Source organism: Streptomyces sp. NPDC002788 (assembly GCF_053592115.1).
In genome coordinates, this window is record NZ_JBSFVB010000006.1 from 228819 (window position 1) to 241933 (window position 13115).

The 13115-nt window shown below is 72.3% G+C and carries 10 protein-coding genes; 4 read left to right on the top strand and 6 right to left on the bottom strand.

Translation table 11 applies throughout. The features are described from left to right. Positions 1 to 91: 91 nt before the first annotated feature. Together ACWD1U_RS14065 and rfbC are read left to right on the top strand one after the other, a co-directional pair. Positions 92 to 2035 (top strand): glycosyltransferase family 2 protein, encoded by a 1944-nt coding sequence (locus tag ACWD1U_RS14065; RefSeq protein ID WP_451107340.1) that lies wholly within the window; start codon positions 92 to 94, stop codon positions 2033 to 2035. Positions 2036 to 2039: 4 nt separating this feature from the next. Beyond that, positions 2040 to 2648, top strand: coding sequence for a dTDP-4-dehydrorhamnose 3,5-epimerase (rfbC, locus tag ACWD1U_RS14070; RefSeq protein WP_451107342.1), 609 nt, complete (start codon positions 2040 to 2042; stop codon positions 2646 to 2648). A 148-nt stretch (positions 2649 to 2796) separates the two neighbouring features. On the opposite strand, the gene ACWD1U_RS14075 is transcribed toward rfbC, so the two are convergent. The 6 genes from ACWD1U_RS14075 to ACWD1U_RS14100 all read right to left on the bottom strand — a co-directional run bounded on the left by ACWD1U_RS14075 (position 2797) and on the right by ACWD1U_RS14100 (position 10099). After that, a complete protein-coding gene (locus ACWD1U_RS14075) occupies positions 2797 to 3600 on the bottom strand; it encodes a class I SAM-dependent methyltransferase (RefSeq protein WP_451107344.1) in 804 nt (267 codons plus the stop codon). After that, positions 3587 to 4474, bottom strand: a complete 888-nt coding sequence (rfbD, locus tag ACWD1U_RS14080; RefSeq protein WP_451107346.1) for a dTDP-4-dehydrorhamnose reductase — start codon at positions 4472 to 4474, stop codon at positions 3587 to 3589. The genes ACWD1U_RS14075 and rfbD overlap by 14 nt, the downstream gene beginning before the upstream one ends. Beyond that, on the bottom strand, positions 4471 to 5451 hold the full coding sequence (rfbB, locus tag ACWD1U_RS14085; protein WP_451107347.1) for a dTDP-glucose 4,6-dehydratase: 981 nt from the start codon (positions 5449 to 5451) through the stop codon (positions 4471 to 4473). The genes rfbD and rfbB overlap by 4 nt, the downstream gene beginning before the upstream one ends. Continuing rightward, on the bottom strand, positions 5448 to 6515 hold the full coding sequence (locus tag ACWD1U_RS14090) for a glucose-1-phosphate thymidylyltransferase (protein WP_451107348.1): 1068 nt from the start codon (positions 6513 to 6515) through the stop codon (positions 5448 to 5450). Before ACWD1U_RS14090 ends, rfbB begins: the two co-directional genes overlap by 4 nt. A gap of 470 nt (positions 6516 to 6985) precedes the next feature. Next, positions 6986 to 7405: a CBS domain-containing protein gene (locus ACWD1U_RS14095; RefSeq protein WP_451107350.1), complete on the bottom strand. Its 420-nt coding sequence runs from the start codon at positions 7403 to 7405 to the stop codon at positions 6986 to 6988. A gap of 243 nt (positions 7406 to 7648) precedes the next feature. After that, positions 7649 to 10099 (bottom strand): SpoIIE family protein phosphatase, encoded by a 2451-nt coding sequence (locus ACWD1U_RS14100; RefSeq protein ID WP_451107352.1) that lies wholly within the window; start codon positions 10097 to 10099, stop codon positions 7649 to 7651. Between the two features lie 191 nt (positions 10100 to 10290). On the opposite strand from ACWD1U_RS14100, the gene lanKC reads away from it, so the two are divergent. Continuing rightward, complete coding sequence (lanKC, locus tag ACWD1U_RS14105) at positions 10291 to 12885, top strand: class III lanthionine synthetase LanKC (RefSeq protein WP_451107353.1); 2595 nt, start codon at positions 10291 to 10293, stop codon at positions 12883 to 12885. 84 nt (positions 12886 to 12969) lie between these two features. Then, on the top strand, positions 12970 to 13086 hold the full coding sequence (locus tag ACWD1U_RS14110) for a SapB/AmfS family lanthipeptide (RefSeq protein ID WP_107459826.1): 117 nt from the start codon (positions 12970 to 12972) through the stop codon (positions 13084 to 13086). The last annotated feature ends 29 nt before the right edge of the window (positions 13087 to 13115 follow it).

Sequence of the window (13115 nt, forward strand, 5' to 3'; positions counted from 1 at the left end):
TGAGACCGTCCACCCGACCGGGTTAGCATCGGGCAACACCGAGTACAACACGACGTCTACGGCAAGCGACCCGAAGGGGCCCGGAAACCCGATGCCGGTCAAGGTCAGCGTCATCGTTCCCGTCTACAACCCGGGGATCTACCTCGAGGACTGCATCTCCTCGCTGCAGCGGCAGTCGCTGCCTCCCGACGAGTACGAGGTGATCTTCGTCGACGACGGCTCGACCGACGAGACCCCGGCCCGGCTCGACGCGCTCGCCGCCGCGGACCCCCGGATGAAGGTCATCCACCAGGAGAACTCCGGCTGGTCGGGCAAGCCCCGCAACGTCGGCATCGAGGCCTCCCGGGGCGAGTTCGTGATGTTCGTCGACAACGACGACTACCTGGGCGACGAGGCCCTGGAGCGGATGTACGACTACGGTGTGGCGAACGGCGCCGACGTCATCGTGGGCAAGATGGCCGGCAAGGGCCGCGGGGTGCCGGTGGAGCTGTTCCGCCGCAACCACCCGCGCGCCACCGTCGAGAACGCCCCGCTCATCGACAGCCTCACGCCGCACAAGATGGTCCGCCGCGCCTTCCTGGACCGGATCGGACTGCGCTTCCCGGAGGGCAGGCGGCGCCTGGAGGACCACGTCTTCATCGCCGAGGCGTATCTGCGCGCGGAGAGCGTCTCCGTGCTCAGCGACTACGTCTGCTACTACCACCTGAGGCGGGACGACGGGTCCAACGCCGGCTTCGAACGCTTCGACCCCGTCGGTTACTTCAAGAACCTCCGCGAGGCCCTCGACGTCGTCGAGCGGTACACCGAGCCCGGCCCGGTGCGTGACCGGCTCTACCGGCGCTGGCTGCGCGTGGAGATGGTCGAGCGGCTGCGGGCCCGGCGCTTGCTGAATCTGCCGGACGACTACCGCAGACAACTGTTCGCCGAGATCCGCGACGTGGTCGTCGAGCGGTTCGGCCCCGGCGTGGCCGCCGGTCTGCAGCCGACACAGCAGGTCGTCGCCGCGCTGACGGCCGCCGACCGGTACGACGACGTGGTGGCCTTCGCCGAGTGGGAGGCCGGCGTCGCCCCCAAGGCGGCCCCCGGGGGCATCGTGTGGCGGGACGGCTGCCTCAGCATCGGCTTCACGGCCGAGTACCTGTCCGCGGGCGAGCCGATGCCGTTCCCCGCCGAGGTCGAGGCCGCGCCGCTGAGCGACGTGCCGAAGGACGTGACCGAAGCGGTGCGGTGGGTGGCCTCGGAGACCGCCGCGCGATTCCAGCAGGCCACGGCCGATCTGCTGCTGCGGGAGCGCTCCAGCGCCGCGCAGTACTTCCAGCCGGTGCGGCTCACGCGCGAGACCGTGCCCGTCGGGGACGGCGAGGAGACCCGGCTGGTGCTGCGGGCGACCGCCACGGTCGATCCGGCCGACCTGCCGGGTGACGGCGTCTGGGACGCGGTCGTCCGGGTCAAGCTGGGCGGCTGGACCAAGGAGTGCAGGCTGGGCCCGGCCCCCCGGGCGGACCGGCCCACGCCGGAGGCGGGCGTCGTCGGCGACCGCGCGGTCCTGCCGTACTGGACAAATCCGCACGGCAACCTGTCCCTCGAGCTCGGCGCGAAGGGCAAGCGGCTTGGGCTGGGCGGTGTGCAGCAAGCGGACGTCACGGTCTCCGCGGGCTTGTTCCGGGTGCGGATTCCGGTGCACGTCCCGGGTGATACGGACGTGCGGCTGAGGTTCGTCTCGGCCGGCCGGATCCTCGAGACGCCCGGCACGCTGTCCCCGGGCGCGGAGGGGGCCGGCTCGGTCCTGGAGGCTGCCCTGCCCGCCGAGGACCTGTCGACCGGGATCTGGCGGGTGGCGCTGTGTCTGACCCCGGGTGCCTCCCAGGCCCGCTTCACCGGTCTGCCGTTCGCCCTGCGCGCCGGGGACGGGAGTGTGCTCGTGGCGCCGGTGCCCGGGCCGGGCACCGCGCTGCGTCTGGCGCGGCGTGCGCGGCGGGTGCTGGGGGCCGCGCGCCGGAAGGTGGTTTCCCGTATCAGGACCGGAGGGCAGTGACAGCATGCGACCACTGGGCATAGAGGGCGCCTGGGTTCTGGAGCCCAAGATCTTCCCGGACGACCGGGGCAGCTTCCACGAGTGGTTCCGGAGTGCGGAGTTCCGTGAGGCCACGGGCTACGACCTGTCCCTGGCCCAGGCCAACTGCTCGGTCTCCCGGCGGGGCGTGCTGCGGGGCGTGCACTTCGCGGATGTGCCGCCCAGCCAGGCCAAGTACGTCACGTGTGTGCGCGGCGCCGTCCTGGACGTGGTGACCGACATCCGCGTGGGCTCCCCCACCTACGGGCGGTGGGAGGCCGTACGGCTCGACGAGGACACCCGGCACGCGGTGTTCCTCGCGGAGGGGCTGGGCCATGCGTTCATGGCGCTGACCGACGACGCGACGGTGGTGTACCTGTGTTCGGAGGGCTACGCCCCGGACCGCGAACACGGCATCCACCCGCTCGACCCGGCCCTGGGCATCGAGTGGCCCGACGGAATCGAGCCGCTCCTCTCCCCGAAGGACGAACAGGCCCCGGCCCTGGCCGAAGCGGAGCGCCAGGGTCTGCTGCCGTCGTACGAGGCCTGCCTGGCGTATTACGAGGAGCTGCGGAGCGGGCGGGGCGGCGCCTGACGTCCGCGGCAGGCGAAGCGGGGGGTTGCGGACCGCCGTCCGGACACGCCACAGGCCCAGGCGCGCTGAGCGCCTGGGCCTGTGTCTTGCGGCGCCCCCGGAAGGCCGTCGCGCCGGCCGCCCCCGGGCAGCGGCCGGCGCCCGCGTGTCAGCGGCTGACGCCGACCTGCTCCAGCGAGCGGCGCAGGGGCTCCCAGCCGATGGAGCGGGGCAGGCCCCGGTTGCGGGCCTGGGCGAGAGGGCGCCAGAAGCCGGCTTCCAGGAGGGCCTCGGGGCGTACCGCGCCGGCCCGTTCCAAAATCGCCTCGGGGACCTTCTGCGGGTCGGGAACCTTGTACTCGGCCATGATCTCGTCGTACTTGTCGTGCAGTACGCGGTTGTTCGGGTCGGCGCCGAAGACGACCAGCTGGCCGGTGGGCGCGGTGTCCACCTGGACCGTGACCAGATCGGGGCGGTAGCGCGCCAGCACCTCGGCGATCTTGTAGACGTCGCCGGTCCAGGCGTTGGTGTGCCGGTCGCGGGCCGCCTCGTCGACACTCCGCGGCAGCATGTCGTCGAGCACGATCACGCTGGACCAGTCCGAGTACTTCTCGACGTTCATGAAGTCGCGCAGGGCGAACTCGAACAGGTGCATGCCGTCGATGAAGGAGAGGTCGAGCGTGGTGCGGCGCCAGTAGCCGATCGGGCTGCGGCCGCGGCGCAGGTTGCGCAGCGGGTGACGGCCGCCCTTGAGGTGCTGGAGCGGATTGTCGCGCGCGAAGAAGTCGTCGCTGGTGGCCTTCACCAGGTGGACGTCGCACCTCAGCTCCGAGACCACCTTGAATGCGGGGTCGATCGCGATGCTGGGGACGCGGGACAGCGTCAGGCTGCGCCCGTCGTTGACGCCGATCTCCAGGTAGTTGCGATTGGCGCTGACCTTGTGCAGTTCCCGGAGGAACTCATGGCGTTTCACGGGGGAGACCTTCCTTGCGGATGCGGGGCAGTGCTTCGTGCAGGGCGGAGCGCCAGTCGCGCGGCCGGGGCAGGCCTGTCTCCGGCCACCGGTGGTGCGCGAGGGCGCTGTACGCCGGGCGGGGCGCGGGCCGGGGGAAGGCCGCGCTGCTGGTGGGGCGCACCCGGTCCGGGTCGGCGCCGATGAGCGAGAACACCTCGCGGGCCAGCTCGTACCAGCTGGCCTCACCGGAGTTCGTCGCGTGGAAGACGCCGTGGACGTCGGGCCCGAGCCGGGGCCCGAGGTCGGCGATCCGCTCGGCGACGTCGGCGCTCCAGGTGGGCTGGCCGCGCTGGTCGTCGACGACGTCGAGGGTGTCGCGCCGGGCTTCCAGACCGATCATGGTGCGCACGAAGTTAGCGCCGTGGACCCCGTACAGCCAAGCCGTGCGCACGATCGCGCTCGCCCCGGGCAGCTCCTCCAGCACGGCCTGCTCCCCGGCCAGCTTGGTGCGGCCGTAGGCGGTGCGCGGGCCCGTCGGATGATCCTCCGGGTAGGGGGCGGTGCGGGCCTCGCCGGAGAAGACGTAGTCCGTGGAGACGTGGATCAGGCGGGCGCCGTGCGCGGCACAGGCCCGGGCCAGCAGGCGCGGGCCCTCGCCGTTGATCTCCCGGGCGCGGGCCTCGTCGGTCTCGGCGTCGTCGACGGCCGTGTAGGCGGCGCAGTTCACGACGAGGTCGGGGCCGTGTTCACGGACGGCCGCGTCGACGGCCTCGGGGCGCGTGATGTCCAGGGCGGCGCGGTCGAGGCCGACCACCGTCTCGCCGCGCCGGCTGAGCTCCTCGACGACGTCGTGACCGAGCATGCCGCCCGCGCCGGTGATCAGCCACCTCATGCGCGCTCCTGGGCGACGCGCCGCTTCAAGGGCTCCCACCAGGCACGGTTGTCGCGGTACCAGGCGACGGTCTCCGCGAGGCCGGTGGTGAAGTCGTGGCGGGGGCGGTAGCCGAGTTCGTCGCGGGCCTTGGACCAGTCGACGGAGTAGCGCAGGTCGTGGCCCTTGCGGTCCTCGACGTACTCCACCCGGTCCCAGTCCGCGCCGCAGGCCTTCAGGAGCAGGCCGGTGAGCTCCTTGTTGGTGAGCTCGGTGCCGCCGCCGATGTTGTAGACCTCGCCGGGCCGGCCTTTCGTGCGGACCAGGTCGACGCCCTGGCAGTGGTCGTCGACGTGCAGCCAGTCGCGGATGTTGCGGCCCTCGCCGTACAGCGGCACCTTGTGGCCGTCGAGGAGGTTGGTGACGAACAGCGGGATGACCTTCTCGGGGAACTGGTGCGGGCCGTAGTTGTTGGAGCACCGCGTGACGCGCACGTCCAGGCCGTGGGTGCGGTGGTAGGCCAGGGCGAGCAGGTCGGAGGAGGCCTTGGACGCGGAGTACGGGGAGTTCGGCTGCAGCGGGTGGTCCTCCGGCCACGAGCCGGACTCGATGGAGCCGTAGACCTCGTCGGTGGAGACGTGCACGAAGGGGCCCACCCCGTGGCGCAGGGCGGCGTCCAGCAGGGTCTGGGTGCCGAGCACGTTGGTGCGGACGAAGTCGGCAGCGCCGGTGATCGAGCGGTCCACATGGGACTCGGCGGCGAAGTGCACGACCTGGTCCGCGTCGGCCGTGAGCTTGTCGACGAGTTCGGCGTCGCAGATGTCGCCCTGGACGAACTCCAGCCGCGGGTGGGTCAGTTCGAGGTTGTCGAGGGTACCGGCGTAGGTGAGCTTGTCCAGCACGGTGATGCGCGGCGCGTCGGGCGCGTCCGAGGCGAGCAGTGCGCGGACGTAGCGGGAGCCGATGAACCCGGCGGCGCCGGTGACGAGGAGGTTCATGAAGTGATCTGCACCTTGCTGTGGTCTCCGAGGACGAGGCGGTGGGCGCTGGGGACGCTGGGGGCCGGGGTCACCTCGACGTGCCGGCCGATCAGCGAGGCCTCGATCCGGCCGACGCCCTGGATCGAGGAGTCCCGCAGCACGATCGAGAACTCCAGTTCGCTGTCGCTGATGCGGCAGTTCTCCGCTATGGAGGTGAAGGGGCCCACGTAGGAGTTGCTGACGACCGTTCCCGCGCCGATGACAGCGGGGCCGACGACCCGGGAACCGACGACCCGCGCGCCCTCTTCCACGACGACCCGCCCGATGGTCTCCGACGCGTCGTCCACATCGCCGTCGATGCGGCGCTCCATGCCTTCGAGGACCATGCGGTTCACTTCGAGCATGTCGCCGACGTTTCCGGTGTCCTTCCAGTAGCCCTTGATGACCGTGGAGCGCACGTCGGCGCGGACGTCGATCAGGTGCTGGATGGCGTGGGTGATCTCCAGTTCGCCGCGCCAGGACGGTTCGATGGCGCGGACCGCCTCGTGGATGAGGGGCGTGAACATGTAGACGCCGACCAGCGCGAGATCGCTCTTGGGCTGGTCGGGCTTCTCCTCCAGGCCGATCACCTGGCCGGACGGGTCGAGTTCGGCGACACCGAAAGCGCTTGGGTCGGCCACGCGGGTGAGCAGGATCTGGGCGTCGGGCCGGTTGCTGCGGAACTCGTCGACGAGACCGGTGATGCCGCCGACGATGAAGTTGTCGCCGAGGTACATCACGAAGTCGTCGTCGCCCAGGAAGTCCCGGGCGATCAGCACCGCGTGGGCCAGCCCCAGGGGCCGCTCCTGGGGGATGTAGGTGACCTTCAGGCCGAACTCGGAGCCGTCCCCCACCGCTTCCTCGATCTCATCGGCCGTGTCCCCGACGATCATGCCCACGTCGGTGATGCCGGCCTCGGCGATCGACTCCAAACCGTAGAAGAGAACGGCCTTGTTGGCCACGGGCACCAATTGCTTGGCCGACGTGTGTGTGATCGGCCTCAGCCGTGTTCCTGCACCGCCGGACAGCACGAGAGCCTTCATTCGGTTCACCTTAGTCGTGATCCGGCCGGTGTGAACATCACTTTCTTCGGTTGTCGACGCGCGGAGTTGTCCTGATCGTCACCGCGCGGTCGTCCGGTGGACGGTCAGTCCTCACCCCGGACTATGTTCCACTCCGACCCGGAATGTGCGGATCCGGGCCTGCTCCGGTCCTCGACGGCGGGGAGGCAGGTGCGCAGCGCGGCCCTTCCGCGCAGGCGGCGTGCCTTCGACCAACCGGTCTCGGGGCGACGGACGAGGGGCTTCTCGGGGGTGTTCATGGACGTCACGACTCATCATCTTCCTTCTGCATCCGCTGCTGTTCGAGTCCCCCGGAGAAAACCGAACAAACCGGGGGCCGGGACGCTCGGGCCGCGACGCCGAATCCCCTGCCCTCGCAGGACTGTCCACCTGACGTGCGACGGCCCCGCGCACGGCGGGGGTGCGCGGGACCGTCGCGTGAGTCGCCGTCGTCAGGCGTTGGGACGCGCGGCGCTGATGTCGCCGAGCGCCGACTCCGGGTCGCGCTCCATGGCCAGGTCGCCCAGGGAGACGATGCCCACGGGGTGGCCGTGGTCGACGACCGGGATACGGCGGACCGAGTGCTCCCGCATCAGCTCCACCGCCTGGCCGAGGTCCTCGTCGGGGGAGACGGTGACCAGGTCGTCGCTGCACGCGTCGGCCACGGTGGTCTGCTCCGGGTCGCCGCCCCGGCTGACCGACCTCACCACGAGGTCACGATCGGTGACCACTCCGCGCAGAGCGTCACCGTCCGTGACCAGGACGACTCCGAGGTCCTCGTCGCGCATGATGCGCGCCACCTCGGCGACGGAGGTCTGCGGCCCGACGGTGACCGGGTTGCTGGTCATGATGTCGCGGACATGCTGAGCCATGACATTCCTCTTTCCTCGGCTCCTGCGTGATTCTCCGTCCTACGCGCTCCGGGTACCCGGCCGGCCCGTCCGGTCACCAGGTGCGTGCGGCCTCCAGCACACGGTCGCGGACGAGGGCGACGTGCGGGTTGTCGGAGGTACCGGGCTGAAGCGGCTCGGCCGAGGCCGGGGGCGGGAGGCGGCCTGTGCGGGCCGCTCGCGCTGCTCGTGGCGAAGCTGCCGGGTCCGGAGCCGTCGGGCCGCTCAGCGGCCCAGCACCAGTTCCGCCCACACCTGCTTGCCCCCGCTGACCGGCAGGGTCCCCCAGGTGGCCGAGAGAGCCTCCACCAGGAGGATGCCGCGGCCGCCGGTGGCCTCCCAGCCGACGCTGGTCGGCCGGACCGGGGTGCGGGGCGAGGCGTCGGCGACGGCGATGCGGAGGCGGTTGTCGATGAGGGTGAGGTCCATGCGGACCTGGCCGTCGGTGTGGACGAGGGCGTTGGTGACGAGCTCGGAGACGACGAGGAGCGCCGCGTCGTACGCCTCGGTGATGCCCCAGGAGCGCAGGGTGCGCCGGGCGAAGCGTCGGGCGTGCCCGACCGCCTGCGGCACGCGCCAGACCGTCCAGCTCTCCCGCAGCGGGCGCAGGTCCATGCCGTCGTAGCGCAAGAGGAGCAGGGCGACGTCGTCGCTGCGCGGGGCGTCACCGAGGAGGGCGTCGGCGACGAGCCCCAGGTCGGCGGGGACGGCGCCGGCCAGCCGCTCGGCGAGGCGGTCCATGCCCTCGTCGATGTCGGCCTCGGGCGTCTCGACGAGCCCGTCCGTGGCCAGGGCGATCACCGTGCCGGGCTGGAGCCTGAGCGGGCTCATCGGGAAGTCGGCCTGCGTGACCACTCCGAGGGGCGGACCGCCCTCGGCCTCCGGGATCTCGGTGCTGCCGTCCGGGTGGCCCAGCACCGGCGGCAGATGCCCGGCGCGCACGTACCAGGCGGAGCCCTCCTCCATGTCGAGGTCGACGTAGCAGCAGGTGGCGAAGAGTTCGCTCTCCATGTCCATGAGGAGCCGGTTGGCGTGTGCGACCACCACGTCCGGCGGGTGCCCCTCGACGGCGTAGGCGCGCAGGGCGGTGCGCATCTGGCCCATGAGGGTGGCGGCGCCGGCGCTGTGGCCTTGGACGTCGCCGATGACGAGGGCGACGTGGTTGTCGGGCAGCGGGATGACGTCGTACCAGTCGCCGCCGAGTTCGAGCCCGGCCGTACTGGGCAGGTAGCGGGCGACGGCGACGGCTCCCGGCAGCCGGGGCAGGCGGCGCGGCAGCAGCTGGCGCTGGAGCATGCCGACCAGTTCGTGCTCGGCGTCGAAGGCCCGGGCCCGCACCAGGGCCTGTCCGGCGAGGCCGGCGCAGGCGGTGAGCAGGGCGCGTTCGTCGGAGCCGAAGTCGTGCGGGGCGTCCCAGCCGATCAGGCAGACCCCGGCCATGCGGTTCCCGGCGGGCAGCGGCAGGACGGCGAGGCCGCCGGGCCCGACCTCGGCCAGGGAACGTTCCAGGGGGCTGCCGGCGGGCCAGATCCGGGCCCGGCCCTCGCGCAGCGCGGCGGAGAGGGTGGGCATGGCACGCACGGGCGCGTCGGGCCACTCGCCGCGCCACTCCGAGCGCCACAGCTCGGGCCAGGCCTCGGGTTCGGGCGGGTCGAGGACGGTGACGACGAGCCGGTCGCTCTCCAGTTCGGCGAGCGCGATCCGGTCGGCCCCGAGTGGCCGGCGCAGGGCGGCGACCACGGCCTTGCCGACGTCGCGGACCGTGACGGCGGTGGCCAGCGCGGCGGCCAGGCGCTGGACGCGGGCCACGTCGGTGACGTCGGAGCGCAGGGTGGACACGTCGGCGACGGTGCCGACGAGCCGTGCCGGGTGGCCTTCGCCGCCGGGCAGGAGGCGCCCGCGCAGCCGGAGCCATTTCGGCGGCCCGGTGGGCTGGAGCACCCGGAACTCCAGCTCCCGGTCGCCGATGGACATGTGGTCGGCCTCGACCACCGACATCAGTGACGGCAGGTCTTCCGGCACGGTCAGGCTGAGCAGTGTCTCGACCCGGCCGTCGAACGCGACGGCGTCCAGGCCGAACAGGTCCAGCAGGTCGTCGCCGACCCGGACGCGTCCGGTGTCCATGGCGAGGCTGAACGCGCCCGGCGGGAGCTCACCGCCTTCGGCGGGTGTGGCCGGGGCGGTGCAGGCGACCGCCCCGGAGACGAGTCGCAGGCACTCGCGGGCGTCGGTGCCGAACCCGTCGGGGTGCTCGCTCACCGCGAGCAGGCAGACGCCGCCGTTGCCGGGCACGGGCAGGGCGATCACGTGGAACTCCCCGGACGGCACGCGCCGCGCCTGGGCGTGCTCGGCCAGTTCGGCCGGGCCCAGCGACACCGGCCGTCCGCCGCGGTGGGCCTCGGCGACCGGGGACCGTCCGGCGCGGGGGTAGCTGTCGCGCAGTCCGTAGAGCGTTCTCGGCACCCCGGCCGACTCCACCAGGCACAGCAGCTCGCCGTCCTCGCTCTGCGCGTAGACGGCGGCGAACGCGGCGCCGGCGAAGACGAGGGCCTGTTCGAGGACGCGGCGCACCCGGTCGGGTGCCTCCTGATCGGCCGCGATCGCTTTGAGGGCGCCTTCGGCACGCAAGGTTCGCGTTCCGCGTCCTCGGGCGCCCTGACTGACCACGTTGGCCATTACAGCGCTAATAGGACACCTGCGCAGCCCCTGTGAGCGTTCCGTGAACCGGCGGCGCACGGACGCGAGCGCTCGAAAGGCACCGAACATGTCTTTACGCGTGCGTTCCGCACAGCGAACTCGTGACAGCCGTGACTGTCCCGGCCCCGCCCGTGGCTGGAAGGCTCGGTGCCCGTCACGGAGGGGGACGCATGGACAAGCGGTACGAGGTGTACGCGCTCGCCGACCCGCATTTCTACGAGACGCCGGACCGGCTGGCGCGAGGCGGGCAGGCGACAGCCGCGCATCTCTACGAGACGGCCCGCCGGCCGGTGCCCGAGGGCTGGGAGGCGGCACGGATCGGCGACTGGCTGACGATGACGCCGCTCGGCCCGGACGGGAAGCCGGTGCAGGGTCCGGCGCAGGGCTGGAAGATCCACGCCACGGCGATCCGGGCGAACGCGGAGCAGGTCGCCCGGATCGTGTGGGACTACTGCGTCGAGCGCGGTGTCCCCTTCAAGTTCGTACCGGGTCCCCATCTGCTGCACCTGCGCAACACCAAGTACGCGCCCCGCGACGGCAGCGGCAAGTTCGTCACCGTCTACCCGGCCGACGAGGAGCAGCTGCAGCAGGTGCTGCGCGAGCTGGGTGCGCTGCTGGAGGGCTTCGAGGGGCCGTACATCCTCACTGACCTGCGCTGGGGCGAGGGTCCGCTGTACGTGCGGTACGGCGCCTTCGCGCGGTCGTTCGTCGTGGACGAGCGGGGCTCGCTGGTGCCGGCGGTGCGGGACGGCGAGGGGCGGCTGGTGCCGGACCGGCGGTCGCCGTCGTTCCAGGTGCCGGAGTGGGTGACGCTGCCGGCGTTCCTCCAGCCGCATCTCGACGCGCGGAACACCACGACGGTCGGCGAGCTGCCGTACCGCATCGAGAAGGCGCTGCACTTCTCCAACGGCGGCGGTGTGTACGCGGGCACCGACACCCGGGACGGGCGCAAGGTCGTCCTCAAGGAGGGCCGGCCGCACGCGGGGCTGGCCTCGGACGGCGCCGACGCGATCACCCGGCTGGAGCGGGAGAAGCTGGCGCTGGAGCAGGTCGCGGGCACGCGCGTGGTCCCGGAGGTGCGCGACTGGTTCGAGCTCGGCGGTCACCGCTTCCTGGTGATGGACTTCCTTCAGGGCCGCCCGCTCAACTCGTTCTTCGCCGAGCGGCATCCGCTGCTCGCCCAGGACCCGGACCCGGAGGCGGTCGCCTCGTACACGGCCTGGGCGCTGCGCATCCACCGGCGGGTGGAGGAGGCCGTGGCGGCGGTGCACGCGCGCGGCATCGTCTTCAACGACCTGCACGTCTTCAACATCATGGTCGCCCCGGACGGGGAGTCGGTCTTCCTCCTCGACTTCGAGGCGGCGGCCCCGGCCGAGCAGAACGGCCGCCAGGTCGTCGCCCACCCTGGCTTCTTCGCGCCGCCGGACCGCCGGGGCGCGGACGTCGACCGGTACGCGCTGGCCTGTCTGCGGCTGGCCCTGTTCCTGCCGGTGACCACGCTGTTCGTGGTGGACCGCGGCAAGGCGGCGCATCTGGCCGAGGTGATCGCGGAGCAGTTCCCGGACGTGCCGCGGGTGTTCCTGGACGAGGCGGTCACGGAGATCACGCGGGAGGTGTCCGGCCGTACGGCGGCCGCTCCCTCCTCGCCGGTGGACCCGGGCGACTGGCCGTACAGCCGGGACTCGATGGTCAAGGCGATCCTCGCCTCGGCCACCCCGGAGCGCGACGACCGGCTCTTCCCCGGCGATGTCGCCCAGTTCTCCGACGGCGGCGGGCTGGGGATCGCCCACGGCGCCGCGGGGGTGCTGTACGCCCTGGACGCGGCCGGCGCCGAGCGGTACGAGGAGGGCGAGCGCTGGCTGCTGGACCGGACGGCACCGGCCCCGGTCGGCACACCCCTCGGTCTGTACGACGGGCTCGCGGGCGTCGCCCTGGTCCTCGACCGGCTCGGGCACCGGCAGCGGGCGCTGGACCTGGTCGAGGGCATCCTCGCGGAGCGCTGGCAGCACCTCTCCTCCGACCTGCACGGCGGACTGGCCGGACTGGGTCTCGTCCTGGGCCACCTGGCCCGCACCACGGGTGAGAGTGAGCTGCGCGAGCGGGCCGGCGAGGCCGCGCGGATCCTCGTGCAGCGCCTCACCGAGCCCCCGGCGGACACGCCCCGGCGGCGCGCCGGACTGTTGCGCGGCGCGACCGGACCGGCGCTGCTCATGCTGCGGCAGTACGGGTGGACGGGCCAGGACGCCTGGCTGGAGGCGGCGGCCGTGGCGCTGCGCCGGGACCTGGAGTCCTGCGTGACCCGCGAGAACGGGTCACTGGAGGTCGACGAGGGCTGGCGGACCCTGCCCTACCTCGGCGACGGCAGCGCCGGACTGGGCATGGTCCTCGACGACCTCGTGGCCCACTCCCCCGGGCTCGCCGGGGAGTTCGAGGCGGCCCGCGCCGGCGTGCTCACCGCCGCCACCTCACGCTTCTACGCGCAACCCGGGCTGTTCCAGGGCCGCGCCGGAATGATCCTGCACCTCAGCCGCACGACCACGCCGGGCGCGACCGGGGACCGGCTGGCCGGGCAGATCGCCGGACTCGGCTGGCTCGCGATGGCGTACCAGGGTCAACTGGCCTTCCCCGGCCACCAGATGATGCGGCTCTCCATGGACCTCGCCACCGGAACGGCAGGGTGTCTGCTGGCGCTCGGCGCGGCCCTCGACCCGGCGTCCGACGCCCACCTGCCGTTCCTCCCGCCGCCCCACCGGCGGCCCCGATGACGCGGTTCCGCGATCCGGCGGAGTCGTGACACCACCCCGTCCCCACGGATGACCACGGACGGACACCCAACGGAAGGACACACCATGGCACTTCTCGACCTGCAGACCATCGAGACCGAGGAGCGGACGGACGGCGGCGGCAACAGCACGGTGAGCCTGATCTCCTGCATCAGCGCGGCGAGCGTTCTGCTCTGTCTCTGACCTGCGGTCTGTAGTGGCTCCGGGCGGCG